The 22,126-nt window shown below is 66.2% G+C and carries 17 protein-coding genes; 9 read left to right on the top strand and 8 right to left on the bottom strand.

All coding sequences use genetic code 11. The annotated features are described in order from the left end of the window. Positions 1-321 precede the first annotated feature (321 nt). The 7 genes from EEB15_RS24420 to EEB15_RS24390 all read right to left on the bottom strand — a co-directional run bounded on the left by EEB15_RS24420 (position 322) and on the right by EEB15_RS24390 (position 10,800). Entirely contained in the window at positions 322-5,139 is a 4,818-nt protein-coding gene (locus EEB15_RS24420) for an NAD-glutamate dehydrogenase (protein ID WP_141512561.1), read from the bottom strand. A gap of 129 nt (positions 5,140-5,268) precedes the next feature. Further along, entirely contained in the window at positions 5,269-6,240 is a 972-nt protein-coding gene (locus tag EEB15_RS24415) for a tripartite tricarboxylate transporter substrate binding protein (protein ID WP_141512560.1), read from the bottom strand. Further along, a complete protein-coding gene (gene hemW, locus EEB15_RS24410) occupies positions 6,237-7,475 on the bottom strand; it encodes a radical SAM family heme chaperone HemW (RefSeq protein ID WP_141512559.1) in 1,239 nt (412 codons plus the stop codon). Before hemW ends, EEB15_RS24415 begins: the two co-directional genes overlap by 4 nt. Further along, positions 7,472-8,077 carry an RdgB/HAM1 family non-canonical purine NTP pyrophosphatase gene (gene rdgB / locus EEB15_RS24405; RefSeq protein WP_141512558.1) on the bottom strand — a complete coding sequence of 202 codons (606 nt, stop codon included), beginning with the start codon at positions 8,075-8,077 and terminating at the stop codon, positions 7,472-7,474. The genes hemW and rdgB overlap by 4 nt, the downstream gene beginning before the upstream one ends. 60 nt (positions 8,078-8,137) lie before the next feature. Then, entirely contained in the window at positions 8,138-8,863 is a 726-nt protein-coding gene (gene rph, locus EEB15_RS24400) for a ribonuclease PH (protein ID WP_141512557.1), read from the bottom strand. Between the two features lie 11 nt (positions 8,864-8,874). Further along, positions 8,875-9,780, bottom strand: a complete 906-nt coding sequence (locus EEB15_RS24395) for a PP2C family serine/threonine-protein phosphatase (protein ID WP_141512556.1) — start codon at positions 9,778-9,780, stop codon at positions 8,875-8,877. Positions 9,781-9,789: 9 nt separating this feature from the next. Next, entirely contained in the window at positions 9,790-10,800 is a 1,011-nt protein-coding gene (locus tag EEB15_RS24390) for a serine/threonine-protein kinase (RefSeq protein ID WP_141512555.1), read from the bottom strand. 96 nt (positions 10,801-10,896) lie between these two features. On the opposite strand from EEB15_RS24390, the gene EEB15_RS24385 reads away from it, so the two are divergent. From EEB15_RS24385 to EEB15_RS24345, 9 genes are all read left to right on the top strand, one after another. Next, a complete protein-coding gene (locus tag EEB15_RS24385; protein WP_141512554.1) occupies positions 10,897-11,814 on the top strand; it encodes a YicC/YloC family endoribonuclease in 918 nt (305 codons plus the stop codon). Between the two features lie 129 nt (positions 11,815-11,943). Then, positions 11,944-12,297: a hypothetical protein gene (locus tag EEB15_RS24380; protein WP_141512553.1), complete on the top strand. Its 354-nt coding sequence runs from the start codon at positions 11,944-11,946 to the stop codon at positions 12,295-12,297. 19 nt (positions 12,298-12,316) lie between these two features. Next, positions 12,317-14,299 carry a hypothetical protein gene (locus EEB15_RS24375; RefSeq protein ID WP_141512552.1) on the top strand — a complete coding sequence of 661 codons (1,983 nt, stop codon included), beginning with the start codon at positions 12,317-12,319 and terminating at the stop codon, positions 14,297-14,299. 45 nt (positions 14,300-14,344) lie between these two features. Then, positions 14,345-15,088: a response regulator transcription factor gene (locus EEB15_RS24370; protein ID WP_141512551.1), complete on the top strand. Its 744-nt coding sequence runs from the start codon at positions 14,345-14,347 to the stop codon at positions 15,086-15,088. Further along, entirely contained in the window at positions 15,081-16,997 is a 1,917-nt protein-coding gene (locus EEB15_RS24365; RefSeq protein WP_158290215.1) for an ATP-binding protein, read from the top strand. Before EEB15_RS24370 ends, EEB15_RS24365 begins: the two co-directional genes overlap by 8 nt. Before the next feature lie 103 nt (positions 16,998-17,100). Then, positions 17,101-17,400 carry a DUF1778 domain-containing protein gene (locus tag EEB15_RS24360; RefSeq protein ID WP_141512549.1) on the top strand — a complete coding sequence of 100 codons (300 nt, stop codon included), beginning with the start codon at positions 17,101-17,103 and terminating at the stop codon, positions 17,398-17,400. Further along, positions 17,401-17,922 carry an N-acetyltransferase gene (locus tag EEB15_RS24355; protein WP_141512548.1) on the top strand — a complete coding sequence of 174 codons (522 nt, stop codon included), beginning with the start codon at positions 17,401-17,403 and terminating at the stop codon, positions 17,920-17,922. Positions 17,923-18,350: 428 nt separating this feature from the next. Then, complete coding sequence (locus EEB15_RS34010; protein WP_199236614.1) at positions 18,351-18,827, top strand: hypothetical protein; 477 nt, start codon at positions 18,351-18,353, stop codon at positions 18,825-18,827. Continuing rightward, on the top strand, positions 18,811-19,329 hold the full coding sequence (locus tag EEB15_RS24345; protein WP_141512547.1) for a TA system VapC family ribonuclease toxin: 519 nt from the start codon (positions 18,811-18,813) through the stop codon (positions 19,327-19,329). Before EEB15_RS34010 ends, EEB15_RS24345 begins: the two co-directional genes overlap by 17 nt. Before the next feature lie 74 nt (positions 19,330-19,403). On the opposite strand, the gene EEB15_RS24340 is transcribed toward EEB15_RS24345, so the two are convergent. After that, the gene (locus EEB15_RS24340) at positions 19,404-22,031 is read right to left on the bottom strand and encodes a Mur ligase family protein (RefSeq protein WP_141512546.1); all 2,628 of its coding nucleotides are present in this window, start codon (positions 22,029-22,031) and stop codon (positions 19,404-19,406) included. Positions 22,032-22,126: the final 95 nt, after the last annotated feature.

Here is a 22,126-nt window from a genome sequence, read left to right as displayed (position 1 = left end):
GCTCTCACTGCAACGCCGTGCATGGCCGGGCCGCGGCGCGAATAAAGCCCAGGCGCCCGCGGTGGACGGTCTTGCGGCCCAGCGTCGCTTGCGACGCGACCGTCTCATGCTCGCGGCACTTGTTTGAGTCGCAGCGAAGCGGAGGCGAGTTGTGGCGCGCGGGCCGCAAGACCGTTCAGCGCGGGGACTCCGGCAGGAGCTTGCGAAAGCAAGCGATGCCGGACGCCGTAGCCATCGCGCCGCGGCCCGGCCATGCACGGCGTTGCCGCGAGGTCCCTGAGCGCCGGATGTTCGAAATGCGGAGACGACACCACGCGAAGTTCAAAACGCCAGATTCCGCAGCTCACGCAGCGCCACCGACAACATCGCGAGATCCGGGCTGGCCGTATCTGCCAGTTCCGCCACCAGCCGGCGCGCACGCGCGAACGTCATCGGGTTGCGTGCTTCCCAGGCCGAGAGCTTGTCGCCGGCAGGGCCGGGATGCCGGCTGACCGCGTCCAGGGCGATCGAGCGCTGCAGGTCGGCCAGGTCGTCGGCCAGCGCCACCTTGGCCAGGCCCTGCCAGTGCGTGTCCGACGGCAACAGGTCGATCTGCTGGCGCAGCTTTTCCAGGCCCAGGCGCTCACCGATGCCGAAGTGCACTTCACTGGTCACTTCCAGCGGGCTGTGGCCGGCGTCCGCGACCTCGGCGACGTCGAGCGCACTGAACAGGCGGTCGGCCGTGCCGACCTGTTGCGCCAGCGTTTGCGGCACACCGGCAGCGACCCATGCGGCGACGCGGGGTGACGCGGCGGAATCCGGCTCGAGCCGGGTGCGCAGGAAGGCAACGGCGGGCAGCAGTTTTTCCGCGGCCTTCTCCATCGGCTCATCCAGGCGGCGCGACCGCAGGAACCACGTCGTGGCGCGGGCGATGAGGCGCCGCCACTCGACGATCAGCTCGCTTTGCACGCTGTCGGCGACGACGTTGTCGAGCGCTTCGATCTGCTGCCACAGCGCCACGCTGGCGAACACTTCGCGCGACAACAGGTAGGCACGCACGACCTGCGGGGGCGTGGCGCCCGTCAGCTCGGCGACCTGGTGCACGAAGGTCGAACCCACGCGGTTGATCATGCTGTTGAGCACGTGCGTGGCAATGATTTCGCGTCGCAGTGGATGCTGCGGGATGAAGGCCCCGAAGTCGCGCTTCATCGCGGATGGGAAGTACCGCTCCAGCGCCGTGGCCACCCACGCGTCCTCTGGCAAATCGGAAGCGACGAGCTCGTCCGACAGCCACATCTTGCTGTACGCCAGCAGCACCGCTTGCTCGGGCGTGGTGAGGCCCAGGCCCTTGGCCTTGCGCTCGGCCAGCTCGTCGTCGGTGGGCAGGAACTCGATCGCACGGTTCAGGCGCCCGTTCCTTTCCAGGAACCGCATGAAACGGCCATGCTCGTCGATCTGCTGCGCCGCGAGCCGTTTTCCGACCGACAACGCCTGCGTCTGGAAGTAGTTGTCCCGAAGCACCAGACCAGCGACGTCATCCGTCATCGTCGGCAGCACGGCGTTGCGCTGTTCCGGCGTGAGCTTGCCGGCGGCAACCGCCAGGCCCAGCAGGATCTTGATGTTGACCTCATGGTCCGACGTGTCGACGCCCGCGGAATTGTCGATCGCGTCGGTGTACAGGCGCACGCCGGAGAGCGCAGCCTCGATGCGCCCGCGCTGCGTGAAGCCCAGGTTGCCGCCCTCACCCACCACCTTGCAGCGAAGCTCCGCGCCGTTGATGCGCAGGCCGTCGTTGGCACGATCACCCACTTCGGCATGCGATTCGCTCGCCGCCTTGACGTAGGTGCCGATACCGCCGTTGTAGAGCAGGTCGACCGGCGCCTTCAGGATCGCTGACACCAGCTCGGTGGGCGCCAGCTTGTCGGCGGTGATGCCCAACGCCGCGCGCGCTTGCGGCGAGATGGGGATCGACTTTTCGGAGCGGGCCCAGACACCGCCGCCCTCAGAGATCAGCTTGGTGTCGTAGTCGGCCCAGGACGAGCGCGGCAGCGCGAACAGCCGCTGGCGCTCGGTGAACGTGGATGCGGCGTCGGGCAGCGGGTCGATGAAGATGTGGCGGTGGTCGAACGCAGCCACCAGCCTGATGTGCTTCGACAGCAGCATGCCGTTGCCGAACACGTCGCCCGACATGTCGCCCACGCCCACCACGGTGAAGTCGGTGGATTGCGTGTCCAGCCCCATCTCGCGGAAGTGGCGCCTCACGCTTTCCCAGGCACCGCGGGCCGTGATGCCCATGACCTTGTGGTCGTAGCCGACGCTGCCGCCCGACGCGAAGCCGTCGCCCAGCCAGTGGCCGTATTCCGCACTTACCTGGTTGGCGAAATCGGAGAACGTCGCGGTGCCCTTGTCGGCGGCCACCACGAGGTACGGGTCATCGCCGTCGATGCGCACCACGTGCGGCGGTGGCACCGCCCCGCCACCGATCAGGTTGTCGGTGATGTCGAGCAGGCCGCGCAGGTAGTCCTGGTAGCAGGCGATGCCTTCTTTCATGAACGCTTCGCGGTCGGTCGAAGGCGGCGCCTTCTTCAACACGAAGCCGCCCTTCGATCCCACCGGCACGATCACGGTGTTCTTCACCATCTGCGCCTTCACCAGGCCCAGCACCTCGGTACGGAAATCGTCGGGCCGGTCGGACCAGCGCAGGCCGCCGCGCGCGACCTTGCCGCCGCGCAGGTGGATGCCTTCGAAACGCGGCGAGTAGACGAAGATTTCGTACAGCGGTCGCGGCTGCGGCAGGCCGGGGATCTTGGCCGAATCGAACTTGAAGCTCAGGAAGCTGCGACGCGGGCCCGCGTCGCCGGAATGGCCCGCACCCGTTCGCCAGTAGTTGGTGCGCAAGGTGGCGTCGACCAGCGCCAGCAACTGGCGCAGGACGCGGTCTTCATTGAGGTTGCTGACCTTGTCCAGCGCCTGGTTGATGCCATTGACCTGCGCGGTGGCGCCTTCGGCATCGCGCCCTTGCGGATCGAAGCGCAGCTTGAACAGGCCGACCAGCATGCGCGCGATGCGCGGGTGCGCGGCGAGCGTTGCGGCGATGGTGGCTTGCGACTGCGCAAAGCCGATCTGCTTCAGGTACTTCGCGTAAGCCCGCAGCACCACCACCTCTTCGGCCGACAAGCCGGCCAGCAACACCAGGCGGTTGAATTCGTCGCTCTCGACCTCACCGCGCAGCACCCTTGCAAACGCGTCCTCGAACAGGCGGGCCAGCGTCTGCGGCTCGATCTCGCCGGTGACGGGGGCGTGCAGCTCGAAATCGTGCAGCGAGATGGCTTGATCTTCCGAAGGGCCGCCAATTTCGTAGCTCGACTCGGCGATCACGCGCGCGCCCATGTGCTCGAGCATCGGCAGGCTGTCCGACAGCACCAGCGGCGCGCCCAGCCGATAGACCTTCAGGCCCAGCGCTTCGCGCGCCGCGCCGGGCATCTGGTACAGCGACAACTGCAGTGGTTCCTGCAACGAAACCGCGGCGAGCTTGCGCACGTCGGGCACGGCTTCGCGCGCGGCCACGCGGTCGCGATAGGCGGCCGGCATTGCGGTGCTCCAACGCTTGAACAGCGCGAGCCCCGTGCCCTCGCCTTCCGACTCCACCAGCGCGTCGCGCAGTTCGTCGTCCCAGCGGCGCGCGGCTGCGGCCAGCTGGCGCTCGATGTCCTTGCGTTCGAAGGCGGACACCTGGCCCGGAACGGTCCGCACCGTGAAGTGAATGCGCGCCAGGACGGCGTCGCCGAGCAGCACGTCGAATTCGGCGCTCGTACCACCCAGCGCTGCCAGCAGGATACGCTGGAACTTCACGCGCAAATCTGTGGAATAGGCTTCGCGCGGCACATAGACCAGGCAGGAAACGAAGCGGTCGAACGGGTCGCGCCACATGAACAGACGCAGCCGTTGACGCTCACCCAGGGCGACGATGCCCAGCGCCGTTTCATACAGCGCCTCGTCGGGAATCTGGAACAGGTCGTCGCGCGGGTAGGTCTCCAGGACGTGGTCCAACGCCTTGGCCAGGTGACCGCCGGGCGGCAACCCTGCCTTGGTCGCGATGGCTTCGACCTTGCCGCGCAGCAACGGTGTTTCTGCCACGCGGGCGCTGTAAGCGGTGGAGGTGAAGAGGCCGATGAAGCGGTGCTCGCCGATCACGTCGCCCGCGGCGTTGTAGCGCTTGACGCCGATGTAGTCGGTATAGCCGGCGCGGTGGACGGTGGAACGGGTGTTGGCCTTGGTCACCACCAACACGGGCAACGGAGCGCGGGCCAGCTCGCGCGCTTGCGACGGCAGCGCCGCGAAGCTGGCGGAGAGTTTTTCAGCCTGCGTCTCGCGCAGCAGCCCGAGGCCGCTGCCCGGGACCAGCCGAAGTGCGGCAGCGCCCTGCTCCTGCACCAGGTCGTGCTGCCGGTAGCCCAGCAGTGTCATGTGCCCGTCTTCCAGCCATCGCAGAAATTCGCGGCTCTCGGCCACCGCTGCGGCGGGCACCGTGGCGGGGGCGCCTTCCAGTTCGGCGATGGCATCGGCCAGCTTCGCCAGCATCGGCTTCCAGTCGGTGACGGCGGCGCGCACGTCGGCGAGCACGCGCTCGATACCCGCCGCGAGCGCGTCGCGCTGTTCGTCGTCGACCAGGCGATCCACCTCGATGTGCATCCACGATTCGCGCGGGACGCCCTTCGCGTTCCCGTTGGCTTCCACGATCGACTGCAAGTTGCCTTGCGCGTCACGCTCCACCGCGTAGATGGGGTGAACGATCAGGTGCAGGGTGAGGCCTTGCCGGTTGATCTCCAGGCTGGTGGAGTCCACCAGGAAAGGCATGTCGTCGTTGACGATCTGGATGACCGTGTGCCGCGAAGTCCAGCCGTCCTCGCCCGCGGTGGCGCCGAAGATGCGCAGTTTGGCCCGGCCGGACTGGCGCTCTTCGCCCAGTTGAATGTGGGACAGGAGCGCGCCCAGCAGGTCTTCCGGCGTGCGCTCGGCCAGGTCGTCGGCGTCGACGCGGTTGAAATAGGCGTGCGCCATGCCTTCAACGCGCTTGTGGCGCGCGGCATCGAGCCGGGAGGCGGAAAGTGCGAGAACCGCGCTGATGCGGTTGTGCAGGGCTTGATCGGGGGCGTTCATGGCGCGCCTTCTTCCTGTGAATGAGGGGTGCCACACTCTAGGCAGAGTTGCGGGCAAGCGCAAATGCCATATCCGCGCTGCGCCATGCAAAGAACGCATGTGGCCGCCGCAGGGCGGCCGGCCGGTGTGCTACTGCTGCTTCAGCCCCAGCGTGGCGGCCAGGCGGCGGTAATGCGCGCCTCGCTCAGCCACCACGCGGCCGAGCTTTTCGGGACCGCCCTCTTCCACGGGCGTGCCGCGCGCCCGCATGAATTCGCGTACCTGCGGCTCATTCATCGCGGCCATGAGTTCGCGATGCAGCGTCGTCACGGTCGCTTGCGGCGTTCCCGCGGGAACCAGCATGCCCATGAAGCCGATGACGGTGAAGCCCGGCCAGGTTTCGCTGGCCAGCGGCAAACGGTCGAAAGGCGGCATGCCGGGTTTGGTGCCCATGGTGGCGATGGCCGTGACGCGCCCGCTTTCAACCAGCGGCTGCGCGGCATCGTGCGGCGCAATCACCAGATCAACCTGGCCACCGGCCAGCGCGGCCATGGCGGGCGCAACGCCGGGATACGGAACCGTCACCACGGCGCCGCCGAGCAGCTGCTTGAGCTGCTCGCAGCCGAGCATGAAGTCGCCCGGCGGCGCACCGCAATTCAGCCCGCCCTTTTGCAGATCGGCGATGCGTTGCAAGTCGGCCGGCTTGCGCGCGTCGAGGTCCTTGCGCACCAGCATCAGCATGCCCATCTGGCCCATCTCGATCACCGGGACCAGGTCGCGGAGCGGGTCGTAGTTGACCTTGTAGAAGACGGGGTTCGAAGCCACGAAACCGGTCGCGAGCAGCATCGTGCGGCCGTCCGGCGGTGCCTTGACGACATGTTCGGTGCCGATGATCCCCGATGCACCCGGCCGGTTCTCGACGATGACCGTCTGATTCATGTTGCGCGCAAGGACCGTGGCGAGCATGCGCGCCGTGACGTCGAGCGGCCCGCCCGCATTCGTCGGCACCACCACGCGGATCGTTCCATCGGCCTGGGCGAAGGCGCTGGGGGCGATGAAAGCGGCAGCGGCAAGCAGCACGGCTACCACCGCGCTGCGCATAGGCTGGAAATCAAGGGTCATGACTCATCTCCGGGCGGAAGGAACAGGGACTGCAGGTCGCTCAGGAAGTCGAAGCCGCGCGTGGTCGGCCGCACCTGCGCCAGGTCGCGTTCCACCAGCCCCTTTTTTTCCGCCTCCTGAAGTCTCGCCTCGATCGCGGCCAGAGGCAAGCCCGTGCGCTCGGTGAAATCACGCAGCGCGAAACCCTCCTTCAGGCGAAGCGCATTGAGCATGAACTCGAACGGCAGCTCGCCGCGACCCACTTCGCTTTCCTGCGCAAGCGGCTTGCCGGCCAGCGCGTTGTCCATGTACAGGCGCGGCTCGCGATAGCGCACCTGGCGGATCACCCGGTGCGGGAAACTGAGCTTGCCGTGCGCACCCGCGCCGATGCCCAGGTAATCTCCGAACTGCCAGTAGTTGACGTTGTGCCAGCAGCGATGGCCCGCCTTTGCATAGGCCGACACCTCGTAGCGATCCAGGCCTGCGGCCGCGGTCATTTCGGTGATGCGGTCCAGCATGGCGTACGCGAGGTCGTCGTCGGGCACGCGCGGTGGAAACTTCGCGAAGTACGTGTTCGGCTCGATGGTGAGTTGGTAGACAGACAGGTGCGGCGGCATCACCGCCAGCGCCTCGTGCAGGTCGCTCTCGAGCTGCGCCATGTCCTGCCCGGGCAGCGCGTACATCAGGTCGAGGTTGAAGGTGTCGAACGAAGCTGCCGCTTCTTCCAGCGCCGCGATCGCCTGTGCCCGGTCATGCACGCGGCCCAGGGCGCGCAGATGGTCGTCGTTGAAGCTTTGCACGCCGACCGACAGGCGCGTGACGCCCGCGGCGCGGAATGCCCTGAAGCGATCTTTCTCGAAGGTGCCCGGGTTGGCTTCGAGGGTGATCTCGCAGTCGGGCTCGAGCTTCACACGCGCGCGAATGTCGCCGAGCAGGCGGTCGATGCCCTGCGGCGAGAACAGGCTGGGCGTGCCGCCGCCGATGAAGATGCTGTGCACCGGCCGGCCCCAGATGAGCGGCAGCGACGACTCCAGGTCGGCGACGAGTGCATCGAGATAGCGCTGCTCCGGGATGTCCGAAGGACGCATCTCATGCGAGTTGAAGTCGCAATAAGGGCACTTCTTCAGGCACCACGGCAGATGGACGTAGAGCGAGAGCGGCGGCAGCGCGGGCAGTTGCAGCAGGCCGGGCCGCAGGTAGTGGCCGACGTCCTTGATCGTGTCGCCTCCCGTGGCAACGGGCTGGATGGGAATCATCGCCAGCGCTCGCGAATCAGCACGAGCATTTGCCGGGCGGCTTGGCCTCGGTGGCTGTTGGCGTTCTTCACTTCGACGGGCAGCTGCGCGAAGGTCTGGCCGAACTCGGGGATGTACATCACGGGGTCGAAGCCGAAGCCGTTGCTGCCCACCGGCTGTGGCGCGATCTCGCCGGCCACGCGGCCGACGGCGATCAGCGGCTCGGGATCGTCGGGCGTGCGCACCGCGACCAGCGTGCTCACCAGGGCGGCGCGGCGGTTCGGCTCATTCTGCAACTGCTCGAGCAGCGCCTTGACGTTGTTGGCGTCGCCTTTTTCGTAGCCGAACTGCGTGGCGTAAAAGGCTGTGTCGACGCCCGGGAGGCCGCCGAACGCATCCACGCACAATCCGGCGTCGTCGGCCAGCGCCGGCAGGCCGCTCTCGCGCGCGGCGTGGCGCGCCTTGGCCAGCGCGTTCTCGACGAAGGTGCGGTAGGGTTCTTCGGCTTCGCCTATGCCCAGGTCGGCCTGGCGGACCAGGGCGATGCCCAAAGGCTCGAACATGGCTTGCAGCTCGGCAAGCTTGCCGGGGTTGTTGGAGGCGAGGACGATTTTGGGGGGCATGGAACCTGCAATTGTCGCCTGAGTGCCCCCACCCCCGCCCTCCCCCGCAGGGGGAGGGAGTCAGGCAGCCAGTGCCTTTGCCTGAAGGACCACCAGCTCGGCAATGCCCTTTTCCGCCAGACGCAGCAGCTCGTCCATTTCCTTGCGGGTGAAAGCGGCGCCTTCGGCCGTGCCCTGCACTTCGACGTAATGGCCGGCGCCGGTCATGACGACGTTCATGTCGGTGTCGCAGCCCACGTCCTCGACATATTCCAGGTCGAGCAGCGGCGTGCCCTGCACGATGCCCACCGACACCGCGGCCACAGGGCCGGTGATGGGCGAGATGGCCAGCTTGCCTTGAGCGAGCAGCTTGTTCACCGCGTCCTGCGCGGCCACGAAGGCGCCTGTGATCGCGGCCGTGCGTGTGCCGCCATCGGCCTGCAACACATCGCAATCGATCTGGATGGTGCGCTCGCCCAGAAGCTTCAGGTCGAACACCGCCCGCATGGAGCGGCCGATGAGCCGCTGGATCTCCTGCGTGCGGCCGCTCTGCTTGCCGCGGGCCGCTTCGCGATCCCCTCGCGTGTGGGTGGCGCGCGGCAGCATGCCGTACTCGGCCGTCACCCAGCCTTCACCGCTGCCGCGCTTGTGCGGCGGCACCCGCTCTTCCACCGAGGCGGTGCAAAGCACCTTGGTGTCGCCGAACTCGATGAGCACCGAGCCCTCGGCGTGGATGGTGAAGCCGCGGGTGATGCGGATGGGGCGTAGTTGATCTGCGGCGCGGCCGCTGCTTCGTTCGAATGTCATGGGGAGCGAGTTTAGTTTTTCCGGGCGGCCGAGCGCCGGATGGCTTCGTTGATCTCGGCGATCGAGCGCTCGATGGCTGCGTCGTCCAGGTCTTCGACCATGGTGTCGAGCACGCCAGCCTGGATGGTGGAGGCGAACACCCCGTCGCTGATGCTGTCGGTGGAAATGCCGCGGGTGGATTCGAAGGAATCGGGCGTTTCCCACTCCAGCGCGATCACGGTGACGTTGTCGCTGTGGTCGCCGCCGTTGCGGAGGGCCGCCTCGACCAGGTCGGGCACGGCCTGCGACACGGGCTGGATGGACAGGTGCCGGACGATGTCGATGTCGTTCAGGCTGCCCCACAGGCCGTCCGAGCACAGCAGGATCTTGTCGCCCTGCTGCAGCGTGACCGGCCCGGTGACGTCGAACACGGGCTTGGTGGGCGAGCCCAGGCAGGTGAAGAGGATGTTGCGGTTGATGCGGTCCATGCGCACCACGCCCGAGCCGCTTTGCTGCTCCAGATACGAATGGTCCCGCGTGCGCGTGAGCAGCTCGCCGCCGCGCACCACGTACAAGCGCGAATCGCCGCAGTGCACCCAGGTAGCTGACGTGCCTTGCACGATCGCGGCGACCAGCGTCGTGCGCGGTGTGTCGAGCATGCCTTTTTCGCTGGCGTAGCGGATGATCTGGTGATGCGCCGCCATGAGCGAGGTAGACAGGAACTCGCCCACGTCGCGGACCAGCGGCTTGGCTTCTTTCTGGTACAGCGCCGACACCGTCTGCAGCGCCAGCTGCGCCGCGACTTCGCCTTCCGGGTGGCCGCCCATGCCGTCGGCCAACACGAACAGGCCCGACTCCCGCGTGTAGCAATAGCCCATGCGGTCTTCGTTCTTTTCGCGGCCGCCCTTGCGGCTGATCTGGAAGACGGAGAACTTCATTCAGACTACCTACTTCGCCTTCACGCCGCCGAAACCGGTGGCGCGTTTCACGTTCTTCTTGGTGTCCGACACCATGTTGTCGAATTGCAGGCGCATCTTCTCGCCCACCGACAGCTTGGTGTAGCGGCGCTCGCCCTCGCGGCTCAATTCCTTCTGCAGCGCGAACACGGACTGCGGGCGCGACAGCGGGTCGAGCGACATGCACCACTCGACCACTTCGATCAGGTTGTCGGAGTACACGCCGCGCAGCCGCGACAGGGCCAGCGCCAGCCGGTCTTTTTCCAGACGCTGCGGCGCGTCGTTGGGCGGATAACCCTGCATGCAGGCATAGATACACGCGCCGATGGCGTAGATGTCGGTCCAGGGGCCCATCGACGAATCGCGCCGGTACATCTCGGGCGCGGCGAAGCCGGGCGTGTACATCGGGCGGATGAAGTTGCCTTCTTTCGACAGCACTTCGCGTGCGGCACCGAAGTCGATCATCACGGCCTTGTTGTCGTCGGTGATGAAGATGTTGGCCGGCTTGATGTCCAGGTGCAGCATCTTGTGCTGGTGCACGATGCGCAGCCCGCGCAGGATCTCGTCGAACAGCGAGCGGATGGTCGATTCGCGGAACACCTTCTGCTTTTTCAGCTCGCGCGCGGTGATGATGAAGTCCTGCAGGGTCGCGCCCTCCAGGTAGTTCATCACCATGTAGACGGTTTCGTTCTCGCGAAAGAAGTTGAGCACGCTCACCACGGAGGCGTGCGAGATCTGCGCGAGGGAGCGGCCTTCTTCGAAGAAACTCTTGAGACCGAGGCGATAAAGAGACAGTTTCTCCGGCTGCACCTGCGGCAACAGCTCGCCCGGGGCGCGCGTGGCCAGGGAAGCGGGCAGGTATTCCTTGACGGCGACCTGCTGGCCTTCGTTGTCCACCGCGAGGTAAACGACGCCAAACCCGCCCGCCGACAGCTTGCGCACCACCCGATAGCCGCCAATGACCGTATCTGGCGGCAGGGGGGCTGGCTTGACCTTTGACATAATTAAGAACTGATTCTCTAGTTCTCGAATGTAGGGGTCAACGCGTAACCCGGTTATTCTCGCAATCCCGCAACGAACCCAAGATTGAAGACCTCCATGGCAGTTTACAGCATGACCGGTTATGCAAGCGCCCAGCAAAACGCGCCGCAAACCGGTGGGGGCCAGGAGGCAAAGGGCATGGCCGCGGGCCGCATCGGGCTTGAGATCCGCTCGGTCAACAGCCGCTTCCTCGATCTTTCATTCCGCCTCTCCGAGGAGTTGCGCCAGCACGAGCCCGCCCTGCGCGAACTCATCACGGGCAAGCTGAAACGCGGCAAGGTCGAAGTGCGCGCGGCCCTGGAAAGCGGCGCGGGCGATACCCTGAAGGAGCCGACCACCCGCCTCCTTCAACGGCTCAACGCCTTGCAGGACAACGTACGCAGCTGGCTGCCCGACGCGCGCGCCCTCAGCGTGGCCGACGTGGTGCGGCTTTCGGCGGCGGAAGGCAGTGCCGACGTGGATTGGACGCAGCCCCTCGCCGAACTGGCGCGGCGCACGCTGGACGAATTGATGTCGGCACGGGAGCGTGAAGGCGCCCGGCTGGCAACGATGCTGCTCGGTCACCTGCAGCAGCTGCGAGACCTGGCGCAACAGGCCAAGCCGCTCGTGCCGCAGCTGGTGGAACAGCAGCGCGCCCGCTTCCTGGAACGCTGGAAGGAAGCGATGGCGCTGAGCGAAGGCTCCACGGTGCCCGAGGCCGCGCAGGACCGCGCGTTGACCGAAGCCACTGCCTTCGCCATCCGCATCGACGTGGCCGAGGAGCTGATGCGCCTGTCGTCGCACCTCGACGAAATCGAGCGGCTGGTGAAAAAGGGTGGCGAGGTCGGCAAGCGCCTGGACTTCCTGATCCAGGAGCTGCACCGCGAGGCCAACACCTTGGGCTCCAAGTCCGCCGCGCTCGAACTCACGCGCATTTCGGTGGACATGAAGGTCCTGGTCGAGCAGATGCGCGAGCAGGTCCAGAACATCGAGTAAGACCCTCCGGGCGCGGCGGTTCCCCGCGCACAGCCCCCGCCTTCCCCCTGTCTGTCACGCGATCGCGTGACAGACCGTGGCGCGCCCGCCTCCTAGGATTCGTACGCGTCTACATCAGGAGGAACGCAAATGCCCATTTCCATCACGCTCGACAGCGTCACATGCGTCGCCACGTCCGCCGGCCCCACGGCTGACGAGGTTTACATCGTCTATCAGGCTGACGCGGGCATACCGCGCCATGTCCCCAGGCGCTTCACGGCACCGCATTCCATGGGGAACGGCGAAACCTGGAACGTGGGCCAGGAGATGGAGTTCAACCGCGATCTCCTGGTGACGTTGTACGACCATGACGAGTCGCTCACCGACACGCGGTCGGACTTCCTGGTCAGCTACGACTACACGCCGGACAGCCTGCCGGGCAGCGTCACGGTTTCCAACAACGACGGCGCGCAGTACACGCTGAAGATCACGGTCAACAACTGAAGCCCGGGGAGCCATCACCATGACACAGCAAACCGATTTTTCAGCCTACGTCCAGGCCCAGTCCGAGGAACTGGCGCAGTTTCGCGCATCGGCGGTTCCGCCCAGCGGGCAACACGCGCTCCAACAGGTCAAGTGGGGCCGCAGCGATATCGAGCAGCGCATCACGCAGGCCGCGGCCAAGGCCATCAAGGACTACAACGCCAGTCCGGCGGGCCAGGCGCTCAGGGCCGGTCTGGCGGGCAAGAGCATGGACGACATCCGCCCCGTGGCGGCGCAGATCCTCAATTCGCTGGAGTTCATGCCGGTTCGCGAGCTGGTGCAGCAGCATGCGCGCGCCCAGGAACAGGACCGGAGCTTTCGCATCCAGTCCATCTCGCTGGGCATCGAGTTCTCCCTTTTCGTGCTTGTCGCCGGTGTCGAGGGCAGCGTGGGTATCGCGGTTCCGCCCCACGACTGGACGAACCCGGAGGAATACGTGGTCTACCTGACCACCGGCGCCATGGTGGGCGCGGGGGCCAACGAGTTCGGCGGTCTGACCCTTGGCCTGTGGAACGTGCAGCCCACCGACATGGCCGGGCCGGCCTGGGGCATCCAGGCCAACCTGGGCGACACGGTCGGCCTGATGGTGGAGGCATCGTTCTCCGGCTCCAACTTCATCGGCCTGTCGTTTTCCGAGGGCGAAGACGGAGGCATCAGTCTCGAGTTCGTCGCGTCCGACACCTGGGTCTGGGGCTGGGACGAGCCCCATGTCTTCCAGCCGCGTCAGAACAACTACATGATCGTGCAGTCCATCGTGTGCAACCAGCCGGGTGAGAACGCCGGCGACGAAATCTATTTCAAGTTCACCCCCGACAGCGGCAACACCTACAGGTACCCCACGCAGGGACGGTACTCGCTCAAGGCAGGCCAGTCCTGGGATGCGGGCCGCAGCATCTACTTCGACCAAAGTGTGCTGGTGGAGCTGTTCGACAACGACGATGGCAACGACGACCCGCGCGGCAGCGTCACGTACACGGCCACTGGTTTCGCGTACAACACGACGGTGTCGGGCAACGGCGGCCAGTACCAGATCAACGCCGTGCTGAACCCGACTTTTCCGAGCTGGCCTGCCGGCCAGCAGATCAACAGCACGGACAGCACGAGCGCGGCACCGGGAGCGTGCGGCTACCGCAACAAGCTCTACTACTTCTGGCGCGCGAGCAGCAGCCCCGGCAAGTTGTATTTCAGCGCGTCCGCCGATGGCATGACCTGGCCTGCCGGCGAGCCGATCAACGGCGTCGACTACAGCTACGACGGCAGCGGCCCGACGGCGATCGCGTTCGGGAGCGACGCCGACGTCGATTCGAGTGAGCTGTTCGTTTTCTGGCGGGGCGGCAACAACGGTGTGTACTGGAGCAGTTCGCCCACTGGCCAGGCGCCCTGGCCCAACGGCCTGCGGATCGGCACCGGGTCGGCCAATGCGGCTCCGGCACCCTGCGTTTTCGGCAACACGCTGTACCTCTTCTGGACCGACACCGACTCCAACCACATCGTCTACAGCACCTTCGATCCGGCAAGCCGCTCGTGGTCCACGGCCCAGTCCATCAACACCCGCGACGCCAGCGGCGACCGCCTGGCCGCGTGCGAGTTTCAAGGCAAGCTCTACGTGTTCTGGCGCAACAACGGCAGCGGTTCTGACAAGAACCAGATCTTCTACTCGGCCTCCAGCAACGGCAGCGCCGGCAGTTGGCCCAATGGCCAGACCATCAACGCGGGCGAAACCACCGATGCCGGCCCCGGCGTCAACGTCTACCAGGGCAACCTGTTCGTGTTCTTCACTACCAGTGACAGCTACCGCGCCCTCGTCTGGACTGCTTCGGCGACCGGCACCTCCTGGCCGGCCAATACCCCCGCGGGGCCGACAGGGGTCCAGGGCCCGCCCAGCGCGCTGGACTACAACGAGAGCCAGTACCTGGCGTGGACCAACGGCTCCTTGCTGTTGTACTCACCGTCCAAGAGCTGAGGTCCATGGAGGCGGCGAGGCGCATGTGATGCAGAATTCCCGCCGATGAGCGACGCCGCCTCCGCCGACCCCTCGCACGCAAGCACTCGAGCGCCCGCACCCGGCATTCATGTCGCCCTGGTGGAGGACGACCTGTTGTTCCAGCACACCTTCGTCAAGGTGCTGGCCGCCGCGAGCGACATGCGCCTGGTCGCCATGGCCGGCACCGTGCATGAAGGCCTGGCCATGCTTTCGGGCAGCCCGGCCGACGTGCTGCTGGTGGACCTGGGGCTGCCCGACGGCTCGGGGCTGGACGTGATCCGGCAGGCCATCGTGCAGTGGCCCAGCTGCGCTGTCATGGTCAACACCGTGTTCGGCGATGAAGCCCACGTGATGCAGTGCATCGAGGCCGGCGCCAGCGGCTACCTCATCAAGGCCAGTTCGCCCGACAGCATCGTCGGCGAGATCCGCAGCGTGGCCCACGGCGGCAGCCCCATCAGCCCCATGATCGCCCGCCAGGTGCTGGGACGTTTTCGCCAGCTGTCCACCCAGGCGAGCCCGGCAAGCCCACGCGCGGTGCCGCTGCCTACGGGGCATGCGACGGAGCCCGCCGCTGCCCTGTCGGCTCGCGAGGCACAGGTGCTCGACCTGGTGACGCGCGGCTTCACGCTGGCCGAAGCCGCTCGCCTGATGGACATCTCACGCCACACGGTGGATGCCTTCGTGCGGCGGATCTACCGCAAACTCAACGTCAGCTCCAAGACCGAGGCCATCTACGAAGCACGCCGGCAGGGCCTGCTGGGTGATTAGGAGGCTGCTCCTCGCCTGCCTGCTCGTGTCCGTCACGGCAGCAGGGGCGCGGGACGGCGCCGAGAACGCAGCGACCTACCCGCTGACACACCATGCGCAGGCGCAGTTGCTCGACGCGGTGCAAGCCGCTGGCCCGGTGATGGCGACCGTGGATATTCAGGCGCTGGCAGGCTCGTGGGAGACCGTCGCCCTGCCCTACACGTTCAAAAGTCCGGCCGCTCCCGGCGAACCAGGTGTGCTGCAGACGCGCTGGTTTCGCATCCACCTGCCTCCCGTGTCCCAGGCGCAGGTCGCAGGCGTGCATCTTTACGTGGTCCGCTGGCAGGTGGCCGGGCATATCGCCATTTACGGCGATGGTCGTTTGATGCACCGGTCGCTGGGCAATCCCACGGCCAATCTCACGCGGCAGCTGTCGCTGGCCCTGCCGCTCAATCCCGGGCAGTCCAGCACCCTGCCACGCGACATCCTGGTCCGGCTGGACAGCTTCGCGGGTACGCCCGGTGGGTTGTCGTCGCTCTACACCGGCCCGTCCGACGACATGCTTTCGATGTATGGAAGGCGCGAATGGCTGCAGAACCGCCTGCCGGAAATGGGCAGCATGGCCTTCATGGCGATGGGCGCGCTCAGCCTGATGGTGTGGTGGCGGCGCCGGAAGGAGAAGCTCTTTTTGTTCGTGGGCATCTATGCCGCGCTGCACGGCGCGCGGCAGTGGATCCTGCTGTCCGATCTGCCCCAGGCACCCGGCAGCGACGACGGCTGGCTCACCTTCAGCCTGGTGAACTACCGGGTCTGGCAACTGGTGGTGACGCAGTACGTGATGATGGAACTGCACGGCGTCATGCAGCCGCGCGCGGCCCGCGCCTTTCTCGGCGTGGGCATCGGCTTCACCTTGTTGACCGCATTGCTCGAGCTGTCGGGCATCGGCCTGCTGACCCTGCGCCCTGCCTGGCTGGCCTTCACCCTGGCCATGGCCCTGGCCGTGCTGGGCATGGGCTTGCACAATTCGCTGCGCACCCGGTCGCGCGACGGCGTGCTGCTCGGCGTGGTGCTGCTGGGCAATACGGCACTGGCGATCTACGAAGCGCTCAAGGCGAATCTGGTGCTGCCCATGGAGTGGCCGCCGCTATTCCCCTACACCATCGGCATCTACACCGTCACGCTGATGTTCATCATGACGCGCCGCTATGTGGGCGCGCTGGGCCAGGTGGAAGAGGCCAACCTGGGCCTGGCGCAGCGGTTGCGCGAGCGCGAAGAGGAACTGGAGAACAGCTACCAGCGGCTGCGCGAGATCGAGCACCAGCAGACGCTGGCCAACGAGCGCCGCCGCCTGATGCAGGACATGCACGACGGGATCGGTTCATCGCTGACGGGCGCTATCCGCGCCGTGGACGACGGCGCGCTCGACAAGCCCGCCCTGGCGCAAATGCTGCGCGATTGCCTGGACGACCTGAAGCTGACCATCGATTCCATGGAGACAGCCGACCCGGACCTGCCCCTGCTGCTGGGCACGCTGCGCTTCCGGCTGGCGGCGAACATCCAGGGCGCGGGCATCGAGTTGCACTGGAACGTCGAGCGGCTGCCGCCGCTTGGCTGGCTGGACCCTTCGACGGCGCTGAACATCCTGCGCATCCTGCAGGAGAGCGTGGCCAACGTGCTGCGCCACACCCGCGCAACCGAGTTGCGCATCGGCGCCACCGAGGCGGCCCGCGAAGGGCGGCCGGGCGTGGAGGTGGTGGTCCAGGACAACGGGATGGGCTTTGCCGTGGAGCCCACCGTGGCCGGCAGCGCCGGCCGCGGCTTGCAGAACCAGCAGCGCCGCGCCCACGCGTGCCAGGGCGAGGTGCGGTGGGAATCCGGCCCCGGCGGAACGCGCTTCGTCCTGTGGCTGCCGCTAGCCTGGAACGCGTGAGCCTGGATGGACGCGCCCGGGAAATTCTTGCAGCGTCCGTACATTTGGCGTACATTGAAGTTGTGCCGGGAATCAGCCCGCACCGCCCTGGAAGAGACAGACCATGCAAGCCACCACGCCGGAAACCACCGACAAGTCGCGCGGCGCACGCCTGGAAGCCCGCATCTCGGTCGAACAGAAAACGGTGTTGCAGCAAGCCGCTGCCCTGTCGGGGCGCACCCTGAGTGAATTCGTGGTCGCCAGTGCCCAGGAAGCCGCCAGCCGCGTCATCCGGGAACACGAGACCATCCGCCTCAGCCGCACCGAACAGATTGCGTTCGTGAATGCCTTGCTTCATCCGCCCCCGCCCAATGCGCGTCTGCGCAAGGCCGCAGCGGCCTACCGCAAACAGATGGGCGCGTGATTGCCCGCGCCCGCCACGCCGTATCGGATCGAGGCACTCGGCAAGACTCACGAACGCGCCGCATTCACCTGCGGCAGCGCGGCACTGGATCGCTACCTCCAGCAGCAGGCGCGCCAGGACGCCGAAAAGAGCGTTGCCGCGCCTTTTGTCCTGACGACACCGCCGGCCCGGCAGGTGCTCGGCTACTACACGCTGTCGGCGTCGCTCGTGAACGCCAGCGAACTGCCCAACACCCTGGCCAAGAAGCTGCCGCGCCATCCGCAGTTGCCGGTGACGTTGCTGGGTCGGCTGGCCGTTGACCAAAGCATGAAGGGCAAAGGCATCGGACAGCTCTTGCTCATGGACGCCCTGCGCCGCAGCCTCGAAGCTGCCACCCACATTGCGGCGATGGCTGTCCTGGTCGATGCCAAAGACGACGCGGCGCAAGCCTTCTACCGGCATTTCAGCTTTCTGCCGTTGCACGAGCAGCCGCGCCGCCTCTTCCTGCCCATGAAAACCGTCGTCGGACTGTTCGACGACTGACCGGCGGGCGCAACGACCACCGCGCTGCGATTGACTGAAGACCAGAACCTGGGCAGCCAACGACCGTTCTCACAATGGTGTCGAGCATCCCGTCCAGATCCTTGCCCACGGCCTGGGCAAGAAAGCGCAGCACGAGGTCGCTTGCGATCATCCCAGCCCAAGTGTGAATAATGCAGACACAGACGCCGGGGCTTTCAGAGCCGTGCCGGCAGAACAATCCGGGGAGGGTGTGTGACAGCCAAGAACAGCAACGCGGACGCCGTCATCTTGACGATCCTGCCAGAGGAAAACCAAGCCGTTTGCCAAGCGCTGGAGAAGCATTGCCATGGTCGAAGGGTGCCCGCCTGTCGGCGCCGGTTGAATTTTGACCCACCCTGCCGATTGAATTCTGACCCCGGGGATGGAAGCCGGCAGCGAAGCCGCCGACTGTGCTGGATTTTTTGGTGCCCGCGCACCGCAGTCATCCCACAGCGGACGTAGATCGCGTGGTCGCAACTGGCCTGTCTTTCGGCGTGGCGTACGAGCTGCACACCGAACAGCGCCAGTCCGCCGCCGTGCGCCTCGTCAAGGCTGTTTCATTTCGCAGGCCCAAGTTTGTCGAGGGCTGCGCATCCCTCCAATTTGACCGGCGCGCACATTTGCATAAAAATGCGAACATGCGAACCAGCCTGGATCTTCCCGATGCGCTCTACCGGCACCTCAAGGCGCGCGCTGCCATGGAAAGCACTAGCTTGCGCGATCTGGTCGTGTCCCTGATCGAACGCGGCCTTGACGAGCCAGGCCCGCGGATTGGCGACCAGCCCCCGGCGCTGCCCAGCGTGCGGCTTGGCGCGCCGCTCGCGCTGGCCTCGCAGGAATTGAGCAACGCCCGCCTGGCCGAGCTGCTCGATGACCAAGCGGTATAGCTCAGCGGCGACATCACCTGGCCTGACCGTTCGCGAGCCGCCGCGTCTGCCGTGGGTCGCGCGCGCCGGCGACCTGCCCGACATCAACGTCTGGCTGGCCCTCGCCGTGGAAGAACACCCCCATCACGCCATGGCATTGCGGTACTGGGCGCAGGCGCAGGGCGCCGCCGGCACCTTGTGGTTCTGCCGCGTGACGATGCTGGGCCTGGTGCGGCTGCTGTGCCAGCCCAAGGTGGTGGGTGAAGGCGCGCTCGGCCTGGCCGCCGCATGGGCCCTCTACCAGCGCTTCCGCGCCATCGCCAGTGTGCGACTGGTGGGCGAGCCGGACGACTGCGATCGCCATCTGGCCGAACTGGTGACGGCGGCGCCGCTGCCGCCGCGCCTGTGGACGGACGCCTATCTTGCCGCCCTGTGCCAAGCCAGCGGGCTGCGCCTCGTGACTTTCGACGCGGACTTCCGACGGTTCGGGCTGGAACGCTGCTTGGTGCTTTCCCGGGACTGAATCCCCCTTCCTCCCCGACCTCCCGTTTGTGGCGGTGCATGAAAAACAGCGACTCCCGGCAAATTTACGGGCGTTCAGGCGCCCAGGCGCTCCTGGATCATGTTCCACGCCTTGTCGCTCATGTAGGTGGCTATGACCAGCAGATCCCCTGGCTCGGCGCTGTCGAACGCTGTCCTGAGACCGTCGTCATGGGTCGCCGCCACGAGAACATGCGTTTTCGGCACGCCCTTGCCAATCAACCCGTCGGCCAACAGCTGGGCCGCGGCGCAGGCAGGGCGTCCGCGCAGGTCTTCCCAGTCCGCGCAGACGTATCTGGAGAACACACCCGCAGCCGCGCGGCCCGAGTCCAGCAAAAATTCATCGGGTCGATTTCCCACCGCGCTGAGCATCAGGTGCTTTTTGCCGGGCACCTCGAGCCTGTCCACGAAACGCGCGAGTTCCGCGATGGCCTCCTTGCCGTCCACCCAGGTGACCAGAAGCCGGTACGGCAGATGATCATGGAAATTCATCCGGCCCGGATTGCTCTGCGGCGTCGATTGAAACTTGCCAAGCGCGGCTGCGATGGTGCCGAACCCGATACCCATGGCGTGGGCAATCGCGGCAGCATAGAGGGCGTTGACGACGGAGGGGCGATAAACACCACCCCAGGTTGCCGGAATATCCGCAGCAGCGAGTGCGCCGATGAGTCGCTGTCCTTCGTAGAGTTTCAGCATCGAGGCCGGCAATTCGCCTTCCGCAATGGCGGCCACCCCGCCTGCCGACAGATGAGCCAGAACCGCCGGATTTTCCGGGTTCTCGGTGACCAGGCAGACGGGGACCTGGACGTGTCCGCGCATGGCCAGGCACAAGGGATCGTCGGCGTTCAGCACGGCCATCTTGCGCGCGTTTTCGACCACCAGTCGCTTCACGCGCGCCAGGTCGTCCCGGTCGCGCACGCCATCCAGGCCGAGATGATTGTCGTGCACATTCAGGACCGCTCCCACATCGCAGGCATCGATGACCATTCCCTTTTTGAGCAGGCCGCCGCGAGCCAGTTCGAAAACGCCCGCCTCGACCCGGGGATCGAGCAGGAGTCCGCCCGCACTGGCACCGCCGGCGAAGTCGCCGGACCTGATCGGGTCGGCGCCGACATAAGCGCCTTGGGTCGTGGACAGCGCCACAGTCCTGCCTTCATGGGCCAGTATGGCGGCCACCATGCGGCAGGTCGTTGTCTTGCCGACGCTGCCGGTGACCGCCGCGGTGGGCACCCGGCTGGCCGAGCCGTTCGGGAAGAGATTTTCGACGATCGGGCCCAACACGTCGCGTTGCGCATTGGCCGCCATGTGCGGCCGCAGGCCCGGTGATGAATTGACCTCCAGGATGGCACAAGCGATATCCCGCCACGATGTTCCGATGTCGAGGGTCAGGAAGTCGATACCCACCACATCCAGCCCGATCAGCCGGGCCACGCGTTCGGCCATGACCCGATTGTCAGGATGGACCTCGTCCGTCACGTCGATCGCAGTGCCGCCGCGGGAAATGTTGGCGGTACGCCTGAGCGGAACCACCTGGTCCGGCGCGGGAATGGCGTCGAGGGTGAGGCCTGCTGTTGCGACGACGGATTCGGCCTCCTCGTCGAGCTTGACCCATTCGAGTACGCGCTCGAACGGCATGCCCCTGCGCGGGTCTTGATTGAGCTTGGCCGCGAGTTCGCGAACGGTCAGCGTCCCGTCGCCGATCACCTGGGCGGGCAAGCGTTGTGCAACGGCGACGAGCCGGCCGCCCACCACCAGCAAGCGGTGATCATGGCCGTGGACGAATCGCTCGACGACAACACCGGTGTTGAAGCTGGCCGCCTGGACGAAAGCGCGGGCGACCTCCTGGTCGCTGGAGAGGTTCACCGAGACGCCGTTGCCCTTGCCGGCTGCCCGGGGCTTGACGACCACAGGCAGCTTCAGGCTGTGAAAAGCCTGCACCGCCTGCGTCGGCGAAACCGCGATGCGGGGTTGCGAAGTGGGCAGGCCCTGCGCGGACAAATAAGAAGAGGTGGCGAACTTGTCGCCCGCCAGCCAGAGCGCCAGCCCGCCCGTCTGGTCCGTGACCGTCTCGTTGAGCCTTTGCCGATGGCATCCTTGACCCAGCTGGAGAAATTGAGCCGGCGCGATACGGTAGTGTGGGATGCCCCTGCGCGCGGCGGCCCTTGCCAGGCCGATGGTGGTCTGGTTGAGTCCGTACTTGCGCGCCGTCCCGCGAAAACGCCAGTACTGGTCCAGCAGCTGCTTGATACGTCCTGCCTTGTTTTCAGGAGGCGGGCCTACTTGTAAGAGGCAAGCGTCCACCGAAAGCATCCAGGCGGGCAGGCCGATGTCCGCTTCCTCGCAAGGCAGGAAAAGGCGCAATCGCTCGCTCTCGGCGCCGACCAGCCAGCCCCTGGCCGGTCGAACGCAAAAATCGCGAAGCAGGACATCGGCGGCTAGAAGCAACAGATCAATGGCGGGAACCCGTGCATCGCAGATCGACTGAGGGTTCCAGTCTTCAGTCGCGTTTTGCTCGACAAAAAATGCACCCCGCAAGAACGTCATAACCGCTGACGCCTCATTCGGGAGAGGCTTCCACTGAAGGAACGCCCGATCTGCCGGTGAGTGTTCGATGGCCAACAGCAGTCCGGATGATCGGGCCCAGATGTTCGCGCCGCAGTAGAAAGCCGAATTGACGAGTCTCATGCCTGAAATTAAGAAAGGGACCTGACCACGCAGCCAGGCCCTGATTCAAATGGCAGGTCCAGTTCGCGCGGTCGACCCACGAGTCAGGAGAGCAA

The sequence above is a fragment of the Ramlibacter sp. WS9 genome (genome assembly GCF_003797765.1).
In the GTDB taxonomy this organism is placed as follows: Bacteria; Pseudomonadota; Gammaproteobacteria; order Burkholderiales; family Burkholderiaceae_C; genus Ramlibacter.
This window is presented reverse-complemented; position numbering and strand designations above follow the sequence as displayed.